This window comes from Rhodococcoides fascians A25f, from assembly GCF_000760935.2.
GTDB lineage: Bacteria > Actinomycetota > Actinomycetes > Mycobacteriales > Mycobacteriaceae > Rhodococcoides.
Genome location: NZ_CP049744.1, coordinates 2,202,181 through 2,220,126, shown reverse-complemented (window position 1 = coordinate 2,220,126; position 17,946 = coordinate 2,202,181). Strand labels below are relative to the sequence as shown.

At 64.3% G+C, this 17,946-nt stretch carries 15 protein-coding genes; 9 read left to right on the top strand and 6 right to left on the bottom strand.

The window, feature by feature from the left end; all coding sequences use genetic code 11:
- The 8 genes from BH93_RS10560 (at position 1) to BH93_RS10525 (ending at position 9,539) form a co-directional block, all read left to right on the top strand.
- Positions 1 to 1,374: an O-antigen ligase family protein gene (locus BH93_RS10560; protein WP_037177214.1), complete on the top strand. Its 1,374-nt coding sequence runs from the start codon at positions 1 to 3 to the stop codon at positions 1,372 to 1,374.
- Complete coding sequence (locus tag BH93_RS10555; protein WP_037177212.1) at positions 1,284 to 2,336, top strand: glycosyltransferase family 4 protein; 1,053 nt, start codon at positions 1,284 to 1,286, stop codon at positions 2,334 to 2,336. The genes BH93_RS10560 and BH93_RS10555 overlap by 91 nt, the downstream gene beginning before the upstream one ends.
- Entirely contained in the window at positions 2,336 to 3,862 is a 1,527-nt protein-coding gene (locus BH93_RS10550; RefSeq protein ID WP_037177210.1) for a flippase, read from the top strand. The genes BH93_RS10555 and BH93_RS10550 overlap by 1 nt, the downstream gene beginning before the upstream one ends.
- A gap of 276 nt (positions 3,863 to 4,138) precedes the next feature.
- Positions 4,139 to 5,371: a hypothetical protein gene (locus tag BH93_RS10545; RefSeq protein WP_052065916.1), complete on the top strand. Its 1,233-nt coding sequence runs from the start codon at positions 4,139 to 4,141 to the stop codon at positions 5,369 to 5,371.
- The gene (locus tag BH93_RS10540) at positions 5,361 to 6,470 is read left to right on the top strand and encodes a glycosyltransferase (protein WP_032379260.1); all 1,110 of its coding nucleotides are present in this window, start codon (positions 5,361 to 5,363) and stop codon (positions 6,468 to 6,470) included. Before BH93_RS10545 ends, BH93_RS10540 begins: the two co-directional genes overlap by 11 nt.
- Complete coding sequence (locus tag BH93_RS10535; RefSeq protein ID WP_230594661.1) at positions 6,457 to 7,722, top strand: hypothetical protein; 1,266 nt, start codon at positions 6,457 to 6,459, stop codon at positions 7,720 to 7,722. The genes BH93_RS10540 and BH93_RS10535 overlap by 14 nt, the downstream gene beginning before the upstream one ends.
- Positions 7,723 to 7,761: 39 nt before the next feature.
- Complete coding sequence (locus BH93_RS10530; protein ID WP_037177208.1) at positions 7,762 to 8,847, top strand: glycosyltransferase family 4 protein; 1,086 nt, start codon at positions 7,762 to 7,764, stop codon at positions 8,845 to 8,847.
- Positions 8,848 to 8,954: 107 nt separating this feature from the next.
- Complete coding sequence (locus BH93_RS10525) at positions 8,955 to 9,539, top strand: hypothetical protein (protein WP_032379262.1); 585 nt, start codon at positions 8,955 to 8,957, stop codon at positions 9,537 to 9,539.
- A gap of 15 nt (positions 9,540 to 9,554) precedes the next feature.
- Here the strand turns inward: BH93_RS10525 and BH93_RS10520 are convergent, their stop codons facing one another.
- The 6 genes from BH93_RS10520 to BH93_RS10495 are packed head-to-tail and all read right to left on the bottom strand — an operon-like array spanning position 9,555 to position 16,789.
- A complete protein-coding gene (locus BH93_RS10520) occupies positions 9,555 to 10,604 on the bottom strand; it encodes an L-idonate 5-dehydrogenase (protein WP_037177206.1) in 1,050 nt (349 codons plus the stop codon).
- Between the two features lie 6 nt (positions 10,605 to 10,610).
- Positions 10,611 to 11,975 carry an MFS transporter gene (locus BH93_RS10515; RefSeq protein ID WP_037177204.1) on the bottom strand — a complete coding sequence of 455 codons (1,365 nt, stop codon included), beginning with the start codon at positions 11,973 to 11,975 and terminating at the stop codon, positions 10,611 to 10,613.
- A 57-nt stretch (positions 11,976 to 12,032) separates the two neighbouring features.
- A complete protein-coding gene (locus BH93_RS10510) occupies positions 12,033 to 13,550 on the bottom strand; it encodes a mannitol dehydrogenase family protein (RefSeq protein ID WP_037177202.1) in 1,518 nt (505 codons plus the stop codon).
- A 4-nt stretch (positions 13,551 to 13,554) separates the two neighbouring features.
- Positions 13,555 to 14,772, bottom strand: coding sequence for a D-mannonate dehydratase ManD (gene manD / locus BH93_RS10505; RefSeq protein ID WP_032379266.1), 1,218 nt, complete (start codon positions 14,770 to 14,772; stop codon positions 13,555 to 13,557).
- Positions 14,769 to 15,776, bottom strand: a complete 1,008-nt coding sequence (locus tag BH93_RS10500; RefSeq protein WP_052065826.1) for a 2-hydroxyacid dehydrogenase — start codon at positions 15,774 to 15,776, stop codon at positions 14,769 to 14,771. Before BH93_RS10500 ends, manD begins: the two co-directional genes overlap by 4 nt.
- Positions 15,773 to 16,789, bottom strand: coding sequence for a LacI family DNA-binding transcriptional regulator (locus tag BH93_RS10495; RefSeq protein ID WP_037177200.1), 1,017 nt, complete (start codon positions 16,787 to 16,789; stop codon positions 15,773 to 15,775). The genes BH93_RS10500 and BH93_RS10495 overlap by 4 nt, the downstream gene beginning before the upstream one ends.
- A 154-nt stretch (positions 16,790 to 16,943) precedes the next feature.
- Between BH93_RS10495 and BH93_RS10490 the strand changes: the two genes are divergently transcribed.
- Positions 16,944 to 17,873, top strand: coding sequence for an aldo/keto reductase (locus tag BH93_RS10490; protein ID WP_037177198.1), 930 nt, complete (start codon positions 16,944 to 16,946; stop codon positions 17,871 to 17,873).
- The last annotated feature ends 73 nt before the right edge of the window (positions 17,874 to 17,946 follow it).

Genomic DNA, 17,946 nt, shown 5'->3' with positions numbered 1-17,946 from the left:
GTGATCACGTACGTCGCCATGGGTTTCGGCGCGGTGGTGGTCGTTGCGCTCGGTTGTGCAGTGGCTGTGACGATCTACCGGCGACCCCAGCGCGGAATACTGTTGCTCGCCGCATTCGTTCCACTGCACGGCCTTCTGGTTCTCGTTCCCCTGCCCGGCGTGGTGTCCGGTTGGAAGGAAGGTCTTGTCGCCTTCACGGTTCTGTGTGCGTGGTTGCGCCGACCGCGACACGTCCGTGGCTCGACCCCTCGAGTGTTCATGCCGTGGTGGCCGGCGGCGGCCCTGTTCGTCGTACTCGGCAGCATCTCCGCGTTCGCCACATTCGGCATCGTCGGCATATTCGGTATCAAGGTGACGTTCTTCTACGTTCTGCTGGTTGTCGTGATGTGGTTCGCACCGTTCGACGCGAAGGATCGCGATCACCTCGTCTCCATCCTGATGGGTATGGGTGTGTTCACCTCGGCGGTGGGCATCGCACAACTTGTGGCCGGACCGGCTGCGCTGGTGTCGCTCGGGTACGAGTACGGCACGCAAGTGCGGACCTCGGGCGGCCTGCTCCGAACGTTCAGCACGTTCAACCTGCCGTTCCCGTTCGGGCTGTACGTGATGCTGGCCTTGCTCGTGGGCGGAGCCGTTGCGTTGGCCGATCCGCACCGACGCCGAAACATGCTGTTTCTCTGGGCGACTCCGATGATGGTGGTCGCCATGTCCAGTTCGATCGTGCGAGGAGCAATTCTCGGGCTCGCGGTCGGGGCCATCTACTTGATCGCTGTGCGTTTCCGCTACCTCGCTGCGCCTCTTGCCCTGGCGGCACTGGCCGTGGCGGTCACGGTTCCCTTCGTACCCAAGATAACGTCGGTCTTCTTCTCGTCGAGCAGCCTCGGCCAGCGTGGAGACGGCTGGGCCAACATCATCGCGAGCATTCTCGTTCATCCGTTCGGAACAGGACTGGGATCGAGTGGTTCTGCGGCAGACCGTATTTCCACTGCCGAGGGCACGGCGTTCACGCAATCCGGTCTGTCGACCAACTATCAGCCGGACAACTACTACGTGAAGGCGCTGCTCGAGCTAGGCCCCATCGGTATGTGGGTCGTGGTCGCCTTGCTCGTCACGTCGCTGCTGTGGTGCACGCGCCTGTCGCGGACACTGCCCGGCGGGGACGGCGCACTGGCGCTGGGAGTCGGTGCCTCGATCGTCGCAGCCATGTTCGCCAGTCTCGTCTCGACGTACTTCGAGATCTTTCCGATCGATGTCTATTTCTGGCTCTTGTTAGGAGTGGTGGGATGCGCAGCAGCGCAACACGAATCGTCTTCGGGGCGCTCGCCCTCCGACCGGGCGGAAGCGGCGTACAGACCTACATACGCGAACTACTGAACGAGCTACCGCACTGCCTGCCGAACGCCGATCTCGCCGCATCGGTGCAGCGCGACGCGGTGAGCGAGCTCCCACCCTCGGTTCGGCCGATCGAGCGGCCCGTCTCGAGCGGTGCGGCTCGGGCGGTACTCGGAGCACTCCCTCTCGGAGCGTGCGATGTGGTTCACGGGCTGGACGTCGATCTCCCACTGCTCACGAAAGCCTTCACCGTCGCAACGGTGCACGATCTTTCCGTCATCGACATGCCGTCGGCATCGAGCCGTTTTCGGGCGGCGGGTGAACAGCGGCTGGTTCGCCATGCGCTGCGTCGTGCAGATCTGTTGATAGCGGTATCGCGATTCACCGCCGATCGGATCGAAGCAGTCAGCGGCCGCGATGCCACTGTCGTCGGACTTGCACCGGCCGCGTGGGCGGCCGTTCCCACCGACGCCGAGGTGGACGCCGTCCGCAAGAAGTTCGCTCTGCCGCATCGATTCGTCCTGCAGGTCGGAACAGTGGAGCCACGCAAGAACGTTCGACTCGTGGCCGATGCGGCGGAGGAGATCGGACTACCGTGCGTGTTGGCCGGTGCCGGTTCCACCGGTCCGAGCGCCCCGCACAATTCGCATGGTCTCGGCTATGTCGACGTCACCGACCTCCCGGCGCTCTACGCTGCTGCGACCGTGACCGCCTACGCCTCTCGGTACGAGGGTTACGGACTCCCGCCGGTCGAGGCGATGGCGTGCGGCGGTGCCGTGGTCGCCAGCGCAGTCGGAGCCCTACCCGATGTCGTGGGTGACGGTGCCGTTCTGGTGAAGTCGGAAAACGTGGACGACTGGGTACGGGCAATGCGGCCCATCGCATTCGACACGGACGCCCGCGCAGCCCTCGTCGGTGCTGCGGCCGAAGCTTCACGCCGGATCAGCTGGCGTCGAACGGCGGAACTCACTGCCGACGCGTATCGAGCCGCAGGCGCGGTCTGATGGCCGAGGACCTCGCGCTCGACGGCACCGAGCAGCCCCCCGACTACCGCGCAGTCGCCGCGGATCCGAAAGCTGCGGCCAAGGCCACGATTGCCGTCCTGATCAGCCGAGTGATCATCGCAGCCCTGGGATGGGCAGGCAGTGTCGTCATCGCGCGATCCCTCGGACCGGACGACTGGGGTCAGTTCAGCTTCGTCTTCGCACTGCTCGGCTTGATGTCCGTCGTCACCGATCTGGGAGTCGGACGCGTCGTGCTGGCGAAACTGATGGACGACGATCCCGAAGAGATCGGTCGAACGGCGTCGTCGTTCCTGGCTCTGCGTACCGTCCTCGGGTTGGCGGGGTACGTGCTGGCCGTCGCGTACGTTCTCCTACTGCAGTATCCGGCGGAGGTGGTGCTCGCGACAGCGCTCGGCGGATTGGTCGTCGTGTTCGCCACACCGGGCCACGCCTTGAGCGTCCTCTTCCAGAGCCGTCACCGCCTGGTTCTGGTGGCCGTGGCCGAAAGTGCCGGCCAGGCAATCCAATTGGCCTTGACCGTGCTGGCGGCAGTGCTGGCCCCCACCCTGCTCATCTTCGTTCTTCCAGCAGTGGTCAACGAAGTGTTCAAGCTGGTCACGAAGGGTTTCGGTATAGGCAACCGCTCCATGGGGCTACGACCGTCGAGACACATCGAAGTGCGCCGCTGGGGGCCGTATCTGAGAGAGGCCGTGCCGCTGGCGATCGGCTTCGCCCTCACCATCGCCATGCTCAAGATCGACATGCTGATGCTCAGCCTCCTCGACACCTTCGAGGCCGTGGGACTGTATTCCATCGGCTACAAATTCTCCGACATGATCGACACCTTCGTGTTGGCGGCGGTGGCACCGATCAGCACTTTGCTCGTCGCGTCGTGGCCCCACGACACCACAGCATTCCGAGCTCGCTCACGTTCGGCCGCACTGCTGTTCGCGCTGTTCGGCGCGATGGCTGTCGCGGCGTTCGTACCGTCGGCCGAGCCGTTGATCGGTCTGCTGTACGGCGACAGATTCGTCGACGGTGCTCACGCTGCCCGTCTGCTCGTGATCGGCGCAGCGCTGATGTCGTTGGTGATGCTGGGCATATTTCTGCTCGCATCGGCCGGAATGCAACGTCACTACCCCGTGGTTGCGTTGGTCGGTCTGGCCCTGAACATCGGGTTGAACCTCGTATTGATCCCGCGGATGTCGTACGACGGAGCTGCTGTGTCCACGGTCGCGACGATCGGAACCACCCTCGTCCTGCTGTGGATCGTGATTGCTCGAAGCATGCCCGTCCCCAGACTGTTTCCGTTGCAGTCCATTTCGATCGTCGTCGTGATCACCGTCGCCACGACGGTCGGGGGCTGGTTCCTGGTACAGCACTACCCCGGTCTGTGGCTGCTCGTTTCCGTTGCGGCAGCCCTACTGGTCGCGATCTCGCTGTACGCGTTCGTCGCCATAGGACTCGTCGAGTCACCGTTGCCGGGATCAGCCGAGAAAGGACGACACCGTGCACGCTCCCAGTGAGGCCGGCAGGTACATCGGACACATCACCCGATTCGGTCCGCGCGCTGCGGAGTCGAAGTTCGGTTTCACGATTTTTTCGGACCGCTGCGCATGTTATTCCAATGTTGTTGATATGCAGCTCCATTCACGAACGGCACGGCTACGCGAACAGCGCCGGTGCCCGGCTATCATCGAGCCCATCGGCTCCACGAATCACCGAAGCGGTACATCCGCTCGCATCGACGACGGAAGGGTACGCGGTTGATGTCCGTCCACGATGCCGTACACCGGGGCGACGTGCCCCCACCGATCGACCTCGCGGGACACATGCGTGAGCTCGGCCGGGCACTGCTGCCCGCCGTGATCATTGCGGCGCTGGTCGGTGCGGGCGTGTTCTACCTCAGGAGCGAGCTCACCGACAAGCAGTACGCCGCGTCGATCGTCGCCGAGATCGAACCGGTCCAGGCCCTCGTTCCCGGTGACGCGTTCATCGAGCAGATGCGTGCACCGTTCATCGAATTGGCAACCGATCGCGGCGTGCTCGATCAGGTCCTCTCACAGGTGGACGCCGGTATGGACGCGGCGGAACTGGCCTCGAGCGTAGAGCTCTCTCCCGGTACCTCGCCCGCGCTGCTGACCGTGACCGTGACGACCCGATCCCCCGAACTCGCCGCTGATCTTGCCGAGGCGATGGTGTCGACGATGGCAAGTACCGCCTCGGACAATGCGATCCGCGACTCGCAGGAACGAACAGACGAGGGACAGTCCGCCATCGACGCGAAACAGGCGCAGGTGAACGCTCTTCCCGCCGACGATCCCAATCGGGCTGCAGCGCTGTCCGAACTGGCCGAATTACGGACCCGCCAAAGCGAACTAGAGGCCGCTGCGAGTGGAGATCGACTGGTTCTGTTGTCGAACCCCGAGCAGAGCACCACTCCGGTCTCACCGAAACCCGTCTCGGAGGCACTCGTCGCAGCTCTCGCAGCCCTCATCGTCGCGGCCGAACTGATCGTGTTACTTCGAGGACGATTCGGCCGCAAGCCCTCTCGCTCCTGGGCGCGTCGCGTGTCCCGCAAGTACGGTGCACACTTCGACCAGGCAGCCGGCAACACCGTGCCTCCCGTCGTCGCTTCACGGATTGCGGCCCTCGAGCGCGGCGACCGGCCTGCGTCCAGAAGTGCGCGACACGCTGCTCCCAAGGGTGACAGCGTGATTCTCCTGTTGGTCGGGGACGGCGCGGTCTTCGAGTCGACGCGGGGTCGGGGGCCGACAACCGGACATCACGAAGCCACAGCGGAATTCGGCCTGTCGGAACAGTGGTGGCAAGACACCGACGTGGGTGATGTCGAGACCGTCGTGGTGCTGGTGTCGAAAGGTGGACGAGACAAGAAGGCAGCAACTGCGGCGCTACGACGACTGGGCGACTTCGACATTCCCGTACACCTGGTATTGCAGAACAAGACCTCGACCCGACGAGCGGAACAGACCGCGCAGACGATCGCGCCGGAAGGCCAACGCAATGCCAGCTGACAGAATTGCCGTCGTTCACGAACGATTCACCGAAATCGCCGGATCCGAGCACGTCATCGAACAACTTGCCCTGCACTGGCCCGCGGCCGAGGTGTTCGCACCCATCTCCCGGCCGTCCGGGGTTCCGTCGGGAATCAGCCGCGAGCCGCACACGTCCGGCCTCGATCGCGTGTACAGCGCTTTGGGCCAACGGTCGTACGCACCTGTTCTTCCGTTGATGCCGTTGGCCTTTCGCCGCATGCCGCTCCGCGGTTTCGATGCAGTGGTGGTGAGCCATCACGCCTTCGCAACTCAGGCCGTGTTCGCCACCGACTCCCCGGTGGTCGCCTACGTACACAGCCCCGCACGGTGGGCCTGGGACCCCGAACTGCGCGCAGGCGAAGGCGGCGGCAGAGCCGGAGCTGCGATCTTGACGGCGCTGTCGGCCGTGGCCCGTCGATGCGAGATCGCTGCCGCACCGAAACTGACGACCGTGGTAGCCAACTCGACTGCGGTCGCTCGTCGGATCGAAGACTGGTGGGGCCGCGACGACGCCGTGGTGGTCCATCCGCCGGTGGACACCCAGGGCTTCACTCCTGACCCGTCGATCGAGCGTGAGAACTTCTTTCTGCTCGCCGGCCGACTGGTCCCCTACAAGCGTCCCGACATCGCGGTGCGTGCTGCCGCCGAGGCCGACGTTCCCCTGGTGGTGGCGGGAGACGGCCGTGCGATGGACGCCTGCCGGGAGCTGGCCGGACCGAAAACGACCTTCCTGGGACGGGTTTCTCACGAGAAGCTTCTCGAACTTCACCGAACGACGCGTGCCCTTCTGATGCCCGGAGTAGAAGACTTCGGCATCGTCCCCGTCGAGTCCATGGCAACCGGAACCCCGGTCATCGCGTTGGGTGACGGCGGTGCCATGGACTCCGTGATTCCAGGCAAGACCGGCCTGCATGTGCAGCCGGGCACCGACGAGGCAGTCGTCGCCGGGTTCGCCGAGGCCATGCGGTCGTTCACTCCCGATGACTTCGACCGCAGTGAGATTCGCGCATGGGCCGAGGGCTTCTCGCGGGCCAACTTCCGGAGTCGTATGCAGGAGGTCGTCGATGCCGTCCGCTGAACGTAGTTACCGCTCGACCGCGCTGGACCGTGTGTTCGCCGATACCCGAATAGTCACCGCGGTCGGCCCCGTTCGCGGACTCGACATAGAGCGCACGCGTCGAACGCTCACCGCCGCCGAACACGTCGACGCGGCACCGCACATCGCGCTCGAACCACGGTCGGATGCCCGACGGTGGCGGTACCGCAGCGACATCGCCGGCGACAATGTGATCTCGAGCAGCAGCCCCACCGAAGACCTGGGGCAGATGCTGACCGACATTCGATCTCGAAGAGGTACCCGCGGTCCACTCGAAGTGGTCGTGTTCGACGACCATCTCGCTGTCGACTATTCGCACGGAATCGGGGACGGCCAGATCGGCGTCCTGATGTTGGCGGCATTTTGCGACGATGCCGACGGGTCATTGGTTCCGGGGCTGGCCGCAGGCTTGCCGCCGAGCACAACATGGAAAGCGCTGTGGCGTCACTACTCTCGAAATCCGAGAACGCTGGCGGACTTCTGGGCACTGCGCGCTCGCCATCGGTCGGAGACGAACGGCGGGTCCGGTCCCCGGCGCCGGATCGAGAACTGGGAAGCCGGAAAAGTCAGCCGAGCCGGGTACATGAGCACAGCCGTAGTCGACGAACTCAAGCGCTGGACGGCCGAGAACCTGCCTGGAGCGACCCCTGCGGCGATCTCGATCGCCCTGTGGAGCGCTGCACTTCGAGCAGAAGCCGTCGACGTCGACGATCACATCATGGTGTTGTTCAACAGCAGGCGCTATCTCGATCCGGCGCAGCAGAGTTCGCACGGGAACTTTGCCGTCGGCATTCCACTTCACCTCCCCGCGAGCACGACGCCCGTCGCCATCGCCGCGGCAATGCGTGAAGTGATCGAATCCGGCTGGCCCATCGCAGTACTGGGCATGTCGCATCTCCGCGATGTGGCCTCGCGTATTCGACCTTCGGCGCAGTCGCCCGACGAGAATTCGGTCGTCGAGGTTCCAGAGACGTTGCGGTTGGCCGTCAGTGACCTCGGCCGAGTGCGAGTGTTCGATCACCTCGACTGGACCGATGACGGCAGGCCCCCGCAGATGGCCGCATCACTCGAACCGGACGGCCCGGACGGCTGCACGATGCTCATCGCCGAAATTGCCGGTGGGCGTACCTACACGGCCTCGTTCTGCAGCAAGATGGTCGACGTGTCGGTCATGGATGCAGCGCTGCGGAGACTGTGTGACGACCCAGTGGCGCTGCTCCGCGATGTGTATTGATCTGCCGGAACGACCTTCGCTGCACAGACGGGCCCACAGATGACCGAAGAATCGACAGTGCTGTTCCTGGCCCACACCGGGCAGGTCTCCGGTGCCGAGAAGGTCCTGCTGGACTTGATCGACGAGGCCGAGCGCCGCGGCCACGACACTGTGATCGCGTGTCCGAACGGCCCACTGGCCGATCGCGTCCCCAGGACGACGCGACACATCCCCATCGGCGAACTCGGTCTCGGTGGCGAACGAGGTGCGGCCAGAGGGATCGCGGCGATGCGGATGTTCGCGAGGTGGTTCACCGCATCACGTTCGGTGCGCACGATTGCCCGCGCGCCGGGTACGGCCACAGTCGTCAACTCGCTCTTCGCCCTCCCCGTCGCCGCATTGTCCCGCCCGCCCCGCGGTGCCTCATGGCTGGTCCACGACACCATGACGTCCCTCAAGCAACGTCTGGTAGTTCGCTACGCCCGCTCCGCAATTCGGGTGGCGGTTTCCGTATCGGAAGCCACTGCGGTACCTCTCCGTGCGGCCGGCCTTCCGGTCGTGGTCTCGCACAACGGAGTCACGTGGCCGGTACCGCGTTTCGGCGGCGAGCTGCATTCCCCGCCGGTTGTCGGCATACTCGCCCTCCTCACGCCGTGGAAGGGCCATCGGATACTGCTCGACGCCGTGGCCACCCTCCCCGATGTTCGTGTCGAACTGGCAGGGGGCAGCTTCCCCGGTGACCGCGAGTACGTCGCGGAACTCCACGAGCGAGCGTCTCGACCCGACCTCGCGGGCCGTGTCGAGTTCCTCGGACACACCGATGCCCCATCGGCACTGCGCAGATGGGATGTGGTCGTCTCGGCAAGTACGTCACCGGAGGCCGGTCCGTTGTCGGTGCTCGAAGCAATGTCGTACGGACTGCCGGTGATCGGAACCGACCACGGTGGCACCCACGAGTTCCTCGCCGACGGTGCCGGAATTCTCGTCGCACCCGGTGACGCTGCGGCCCTCGCCGGTGCAATCTCGACCGTCATCGGCGATTCGGATCGACGTCGCGCTCTCGGCAGCGCCGCAAGATACCGCGTCGCGAGCCGCCACGACATCGGTGAGACGCTCCCCGAACTGTTGGCACGCCTGACCAGCTGACAGGAAAGGCGAACGGACAGGATACGAGTGAGGACTCGGCCAAAGTCGATCCTCGGCAATCGAGGCTGTGTTTCAATCGGTTGCCGATTGGAACGATAGGGGCCGAAATGACTCGCGCTGCGACCAGATCGAACGAGCATTATCAGTGGGGCGTCGGGGTGATGACGTCTCTCGCCATCACCACGGTGGTCAGACGCATCGTCTCGGCGGCCGCTCTGTCCATGGCCCTCGTGGTCACCCTCGAGCTCACGTTCGGCTACGGCGCAACCACACCGCTCCCGTCGATCGTGCAATGGACGTCCATGATCGCGGCGTACATCATGGGCGCGTTCTGGTGGTTCGGTCCATGGCCAACGCTCGGGCAGGCGTTCGCTTTCGTCGTCATTGCCGACCTCGCGATCTTCGGAGCCACCATCACCGCGAACTTCGCGCCCGAGGTCACGCTCGGGAAATGCACGTTCCTCATCCCCATGGGAATGCTGGCCGGCTTCTTCTTCGACAAGTGGCGTTTGGCCGCGCACATCGCATTGTGCTTGGTCGGTACATCCATCGTCGCGGTGTTCATCGTGCTGGAGCGGGACGTGGACATATTCGTCGCGGTTGTTCTCTGGGCACCGATCGTGGTGACGCTGACCGGCTTCGTGTTGATACTCCAGGCCACGACGCAATCCATGCGCCTGGAGTTCGAGTAACGACCGGACACTCGATCAGAAGGTCAGTAGGACCTTGCTCGATCGAGACGCGTCCGCAGCCAGCGCAAAGGCGTCGAGCGACTCCGCCACGGGATACTCCGCAGTGATGACGGCTTCGACGTCGAGAGAGCCGTCCGCCAAAGCCTCGATGACATCGTCCATCTCGTCGTTGAAACGGAACGAACCGACCAGGTCTATCTCGCGGGTGATCGCCAGCGACACCGGCACCGGCTGATCCCCCGCCGGAGGTAGCCCCACCATCACCACTCGCCCGCCGCGCATGGTGCCGTCGATCGCCGAAGCCAGCCCGCGGTGGTTGCCCGAGCACTCGAACGTGACGTCCGCCTCCACCGAGGCGATCGAGGCGGTGTCGCGAGCATCGATCGTTCGATGCGCACCGAGCGCACGTGCCACCTCGAGCGAGTAGTCCTCCAGGTCGGCCGCCACTATGTGTGCCGCGCCCGCCCGCGCGGCGACCGCCACGATGAGGGCACCGATCGGGCCGGTGCCCACGACGAGGACGGTCTTGCCCGAGACGTCGGCGGCGCGCTCGACGGCGTGCCAAGCGACGCTCGCAGGCTCGGCCAACGCTGCGATCCTCAGATCGAGTCCCTTGGGCAATGCTCTGAGCATCCGTGTCGGGACGGCGACATGCCCGATGAAGAGTCCGTCGTTGTGCGGTACCTGCGCGGCGCTGCCCATGTACCGGCACCCGGGCGAGAGGTTCGGACGATCCGCCGGATACTTCGCGCCCGTTCCGCCCGGTGTTGCCGGGTGGACCGTCACCGTGGTGCCCTCGACGGGGCCGCTGCCGTCCTCGGCCCGGCGAACCACCGTTCCCGATGCCTCGTGGCCCAACCTCATCGGCGCTTTCAACACCGATTGTCCTGCCGCGCCGTGCTGCCAGTAGTGGAGATCCGAGCCGCAGATCCCGCCGTAAGCGACGGCAATGATGGCCTCGTTCGGTGCCGCGGGTGTCACGACCACGGTGTCGAGACGAAGATCGTCGGCGGCGTGAGCGATCAGGGCAACGGTCTTCTCCGGAACCTGCATTGCTTCGGTCATCGTGGTTCAGACCTTGCCGAGTACGGGATCGGTTGCATTGGCCGGATCGGTCAGGTCCCTGTCTCGGGTTTCCGGAGCGAACGACGCGGCCACGAGCACCGAGATCGCCATGATCATCATGTAGACGGCGACGGGAACCCAGGATCCGGAAAACGCGGTGATCAGAGCGGCGCACAGCAGGGGGGCGATGCCGCCTCCGAACACCGATGCGAATTCACGGCCCAAAGTCACTCCGGCGTAACGGTATCGGGCTCCGAACATCTCCGGGAAGTAACTCATGGTGACTCCGACGGCACCCTGGCACGCCAGGATGAATCCGATGATCATCACCACTGTGATCAACACGTGCGAGCCGGTGTTCAATGCCATGAAGGTCGGGAAGGGCAGGACCACGAGCAGGCTGACGATGCCGATGTACACCGGCTTGCGACCCACCTTGTCCGAGAGCCAGCCGAAGCCCCACGCCGCGATGCCGCCGCAGATCGCGCCGATGAGCAATACCTTCGGGATGAACGTGGCATCGACGCCGATGTCGTTCTTCATGTACGAGGCCATGAACACCTGATAGGTGTAGGACTGTGCACTGATGCCGACGGTCATGAACATGACGATGAACAGCGGGCGCTTGCCGTTGGTGAACACTTCCTTCACCGGTGCCTTGGGGCGCTCCTGAGCTGCCTTGAGTTCTTGGAAGACCGGGGACTCGTTGAGCTTGCGTCTGATGATGAACGCGGCAATGGTGACCAGAATGCTGCTGAGGAAGACCATCCGCCAACCCCAGGACATCAACTGATCGTCGGGAAGCAATTGGGCCAGAATCCACGCGATGGCTCCGAGCGCAGTGCCGAGAGCCGCACCGGTCATGACGAGGGCCGCGAGTCTCCCGCGTTTACCTATCTCGGCAGTCTCGGTGAGAAGGGTTGCGCCACCCGACTGTTCCGCACCGGCACCGAAGCCTTGGAAGAACCGGCACAGCACCAGCAACACCGGGGCCAGCAGCCCCACCTGCTCGAAGGTGGGCAGCAGTCCGATGGCCATCGTCGCGCCACCCATCAGCATCAGTGTTGCGACCAGAACCCACTTGCGGCCGAGTCGGTCGCCGTAACGGGAGAAGAACAGTCCGCCCAGGGGGCGAGCAAGGAAGCCGACGGCATACGCGCTGAAGCTCGCGATGATGCCCGCGGCCGGAGAGATGTTGGGGAAGAACAGTTTGTTGAAGATCAGCGCCGACGCCGTGCCGTAGATGACGAAGTCGTACTGCTCGAGTGTGGTGCCGATGAGACCGGCCCACGCTGCACGACGTACGGCAGACGGATCGTGCTTGGCCGGAGCGATTCGGCGAGAGTCCGACGGTTCTGTGGTTGTGTCCATGATGGTCCTCGGGTGAAGTTTCGGCCGCGGCCGAAGGAAGGAAGGAAGGAGAATGGTTCAGTCGAGTGTGGTCCGGGATGCCGTGACGACGGGGCGGAGCGATGAGCTCGCTGCTTCGACCACTGCGGCCATCGGACCGTGACGAACAACAGTATCCACCAATTCCGCAGTGCGTGTGATGAATTCGGGAAACTGCGTCAACTCGATGGGGAGAATGTCGCCGCGCTCGAGAACCGAACGGACGAAATCCTCACTGGACGCTGCCGAGGCGGCAAGTCCTGCCAAACGCGCACGTGCGGGGTCGGCCATCGCACGGGCGTGCCGGCCTGGGTCGAAACCGTCTGGCGGGCACATGCAGCAGAGGTACGCAGCCAAGGTCAATGAGAGATATTGCGGTACAACACCGTTGCGCAAATGGTAGAGCACTGGGGTCGGAATTCTCTGCGCGAGCTTCGCCGAGCCGTCGGAACCGACCTGCGCGGTCTTGTGACCCAGAGCCGAGTTGGACCACCGCACGAACAGCTGGGCGATGTAGTCGTCGATGTCCACCCCGTCCGGCACGGGCACGGTCGGGAGATACTCGTCGACCAGCACTGCTCGGGCCGCAGCCTCGACGAAAGGGCGACCGATCGAGTCCGGAATTGTCGCGCAGCCGTCGAGTGCGCCGAGATATGCGATGAGAGAGTGGGTTCCGTTGAGCAGCCGAACTTTCATCAGTTCGTACGGCTCGACGTCTTCGGCGAACACGGCACCGCCGGCTTCCCACTGGGGACGCCCCGCGGCGAATTTGTCCTCCATCACCCACATCGTGAACGGCTCCGCCGGTACGGCAATGGTGTCCACAGCGCCCAATCCGGCGGTGGACTCGGCGTCGTACGACGATCTGCTGGACGGGACGATGCGATCGACCATGGAATTGGGGAACGTCACCGCCGTTGCCAGCCAGTCGATCACATCGTCCGCACCGCACCGGGTGAGGAATTGGCGTACGAGAGCGGCGGTGCGATCACCGTTTCCCAGCAGGTTGTCGCAGCTGGCCACTGTGATCGGAGCACCGTGAGTTCGAGCCCGTACCGCCAGGGACCGCGCCAGCTGTCCGATCGTGGTGGTCGGCACCTCTGACCGTGATAGATCCTGTTGCACTGCAGTTGATTCCAGATCGAGGGCGCCCGTCTTGGACGAGAAAGTGTAGCCGAGCTCCGTGACGGTGATCGTGACGATCCGAACGTTCTGGTCCGCGATGGCAGCCACGACGGCGGCGGGGTCGTGGGCCGCCACCATGACTCCGGTGTGCGCCCCGGGCACACCGACTCGCGCGCCGGACGGCGAAATCTCTACGACGCCGTACAGCAGGTCCTGGGCGAGCATGGCATCGGTGACCGTACGAGATCTGTTGGCGACTCCCAGGATTCCCCAGGATCCACCATCGCGCTCCAGTGCCGCGGCCGTGTACACGGCTTGATGCGCGCGGTGGAAGTTGCCCAGTCCCAGGTGCACGATTCCGGTTCCGTGCGGCCGTACGGGAACGAGTCCCGAACCGGCGAGCGCCGAACGGGACAGTCTCGGTTCGATCATCTCGTCACCAATCCGTCATGGAGCCGTCGAGGCGACGCGCAACCGGTAGATATGCGGGCTCGTACGGGTATCTCGCCGCCAACGACTCGTCCATGTCGACGCCGAGACCGGGCGCATCACCCGGGGTGAGGTAGCCGTCGGCGAACGACCATGCGTGCGGGAAGACTTCGTCGACCAGCGGGTCGTAGCCCATGAATTCTTGAATGCCGAAGTTCGGGGTCGCCATTCCGAGGTGCACGCTCGCGGCGAGGGTGATCGGCGAGACGTCGGACGGTCCGTGGGGCCCGCAGCGCACCTGATGCACCTCGGCGAGCGAAAAGATCTTGCGCACATGGCTGATGCCGCCGGCATGCGCGATGGCGACGCGGATGAAGTCGATCAGCTTCTCGGAGATCAACTGCTGGCAGTCCCAGATGGTGTTGAACACTTCACCGATGGCGAGCGGGGTGGTGGTGTGATGACGCACCAGCCGCAGGGCGCTCTGGTCCTCAGCGGTGGTGACGTCCTCGAGCCAGTACAGGTCGACGTCTTCGAGCGACTTACCCAGTCGCGCAGCCTGTTGCGGTGTCAGTCGGTGGTGCGCGTCGTGCAACAACTTCAGTTCGGATCCCACGTGGTCGCGCACAGCTGTCAGCACTCCGGGGACGTGATTGAGGTAGGCGTCGGTATCCCACACCTCCTCCACCGGAAATGCTCCGCGCCCTGCGGGTTCGTAGCCCTGCGCTCCCCGGTGCACGCCGTACACGGAATCCAGTCCCGGCACCCCGGACTGGGCGCGCACCGCACGAAAGCCCTGAGCCCGACGCCGATCGACCGAATCGATCAGTTCCGAGGTGTCCCAGCCGGTGGCATGGGTGTACGAGAGAATGCGGTCTCGGACGGCTCCGCCGAGTAGCTGGTACACGGGTTGGCCCAGCGTCTTTCCCTTGATGTCCCACAGCGCGAGATCGACTGCACCGATCGCGGCCATCGTCACCGGGCCTCGACGCCAGTAGACACCGCGGTAGAGGTACTGCCAGGTGTCCTCGATGCGCGCTGGATCTCGGCCGATGAGCAAGGGAGCGACGTGATCCCGTAGGTACGACGCCACGGCAAGTTCCCGGCCGTTCAAAGTCGCATCGCCGTAACCGACGACGCCGTCAGCGGTGGTCACTTTGAGGGTGACGTAGTTGCGAGCGGGGCTGCAGACGATCACGTCCGCGGCGATGATCCGATCGGTCATGAGATCGGCACCTCTGCGGTGAAGTTATCTCCCGCAACCACATTGGTCAGGGGTTCGCTCTTTGCGAGTCGACCGATGTTGGCAGTGATGTCGTCGACCCTGCCCTGAAAGGTTTCACCGGTGATGCCCGAGGAATGGGGTGTCATGAGGACGTTGGGCAGGGTGTGAAACGGACGCGGCGAGGGCGCACCGATGCCATCGGGCGACGGGTAGTCGTACCAGACATCGATGGCGGCACTGCCGAGCGATCCGGTGGACAGCGCCTCGAACAACGCGTCCTGTTGCACCAGTGGGCCACGTCCGACGTTGATCAGTACCCCGTCGGGTCCGAGGGAAGCGAGTTCCGCGGCACCGATCATGCCGGTGGTGCGCTCGTTCAGTGGCGCGGACACCACGACGACGTCTGCTTCGGCCATGAGATCGGAGAGGCGGTCCGTCGATGCAGCCCAGGCCAATCCGTTCTCGGCCGCATTCACAGATCCACTGCCGGTGACGGCGATGCCAGTGCACCCGAACGCCCGCAGCAAGGCCCACGATCGAGCGCCGATGTGACCGAAGCCCACGAATCCGACGGTAGCCGAACCCAACGAACTGGACTGCCGAAGTGTCCGGTCGTAGACCGGAGACGACCACCGGTCTTCTCGCAGTTGCCGGTCCTGCTCGAGGAATCCGCGTCGGAGCAATACTGCCGTTGCGGCAACGTACTCGGCAATCGAACGCTCGTGGTGAAAGGTGTTGGCCACCAGGGTGTGCGTACTCAGGGCGTCGAAGTCCACGCCGTCGGTGCCGGCTCCGGCGACATGCACCAACCGCAGCTCCGGCGATGCCTCGGCCAGGGCGGCCGGGAACTTCCCGCCGACGTACACGGTTGCATCGGCGATGTCGGCAGCGATCGCATCGATGTCGAAACTGTCGTGCCAAGACAGGTCGACTCCGGGGGCGACCCGATCCTCGAATCGTCGGCGATGGGGCAGAAGGTTGGAATCTGCGATGACGACCTTCACTTCGAATCGTCCTTTCCTGGAACGAGAGTGCGGTTGTGGACGGGGCCGGACGAGCCCCGGACCACGAGTTGGGTGGGGAGATGAATGGTGCGCGCCGGGGAATCGGGCTCGGCTGCGCGTTGGAACACCAGATCGGAGCTGACGAGGCCCGCACGGCCCATCGGAACGTTGATGCTCGTCAGCGCAGGATGCGCCAGCTCGGCGAGAGGCGAATCATCGATGCCGATGACGCTGAGGTCCCCGGGAACCGTCAGACCCATCGACCGGACTCCGTTCATGACGCCGATGGCCATGGGGTCGTTGTGAGTCATGACCGCAGTGGCTCCAGTGGCGACGACGCTGGCAGCGGCGGCGTGACCGCCCGCCAGGGTTTCCTGCTGCCAACCCAGAACGTCCAGCACGATTCCTCTTGCCGCACAGAACTGTTCGACGGCGTCAACGCGTCGCTCGTTGGACCAGGACCGCGGTGATCCCTGGACGTACGCCAGATGCGAATGACCGAGAGCTGCGAGGTAATCCACGGCCTGCCGAATTCCATCCTCCGAATCGGCCACGACGCAGTCGCATTCTTCCGAGGATCGGTTGACCAGCACCAGCGGGGTATCGCCGGCAAGTTGCACGATGTCCTCCGCGGGCAGACGCGGCGCACAGACGATCAGCGCGTCGACCCGACCCTGCAGCTCCCCGATCACCTCACGCTCTCGATCGGAGCTTCCGTCGGTATCGGTCAGAACGATCGTCTGCCTACGATGCCAGCCCTGAGCCTGCGCGGACTTGACGAAGCTCGCGAAGACGGTGTGCCCGATATCGGGCACGACGACGGCAACCGTGGTCGCGGCAACACGGGTGTCCGACGATCGGCCCGGGGCCGCGACGTAGCCGATCTCGTCGGCGACGGCGATGATCCGGGCCAGCGTGTCTGCACCGATACGGTCCGGATTGCTGAAGGCGCGCGACGCCGTCGACAACGACACACCTGCCTGTTGCGCCACCTGCGTGAGGGTGGGTGCCATGGTTCACCTCGGATGTCGTTTGTGATGCTGAGCACAACAGTTGCAGGTATTGCGCAATATTGTCAACACCTTGCGCAAAAGCACTGGAGGTAGCGGCCCAACCGTCTTTGACAGACTCGACCCGACAGCTCGACCGGCGAACAGGAGATCCACCGTGCGCACCTTTCCCCTCCCCCAGACCGGCGCAAGCGTCTCGAGCATCGTGCTGGGGTTCATGCGCATCACCGATCTGGACGAGAACCAGATCAGAAGGTTGGTGGACACCGCCCTCGACGTGGGCGTCACCGTGTTCGACCACGCCGACATCTACGGCGGCACCCCGCACACGTGCGAGAAACGATTCGGAGATGCGGTGAAGCTGACTCCGGCCCAGCGCGAGCGCGTCTACATTCAGAGCAAAGTGGGCATTCGCGAAGGCTGGTTCGACTTCTCCAAGGATCACATCGTCACCACCGTCGAAGAATCTCTCACTGCACTCGGTGTGGATCATCTGGACACGTTGCTGCTGCATCGACCGGACAGCCTCGTCGAACCGGAGGACGTGGCGGCGGCGTTCGACGAGCTGCACGCGTCGGGCAAGGTCTTGACCTTCGGCGTCTCCAATCACACACCCGGACAGATCGAGTTACTGAAAACTGCTGTGAAACAACCGATTGTGTTCGATCAAGTGCAGCTGAGCATCGTTCATTCCCCCTTGATCGCGGCCGGCCTGACCGCCAACATGAGCTCGGAGGATCAATCGATCGATCGCGACAACGGATTGTTGGACTACGCGAGGGCGCGCGGCATCACCCTGCAGGCGTGGTCGCCCTTTCAGAGTGGCAGCGCCTCCGGCGTCTTCGTAGGCGACCGAGTGAATTATCCCGAACTCAACACCGCACTCGATGAGATTGCCGAGTCGCACGGCTCGACCCCGTCGGCGATCGCGACAGCGTGGATCACCCGGCATCCCGCAAACATCCAGGTTGTGCTGGGCACCACGAATCCCGATCGAGTGGTCGAGGCCGCCGCCGGTTCGGACCTGCGTTTGACCAGGCAGGAGTGGTACCGGCTCTTCATCGCTGCAGGTCACACCTTGCCTTGAGCATCGCTCAGCTGCGTCACATCCACCGTTACCATCTCGTTATTCACTCGCTACCGCTCCGTGATGGAGAGGC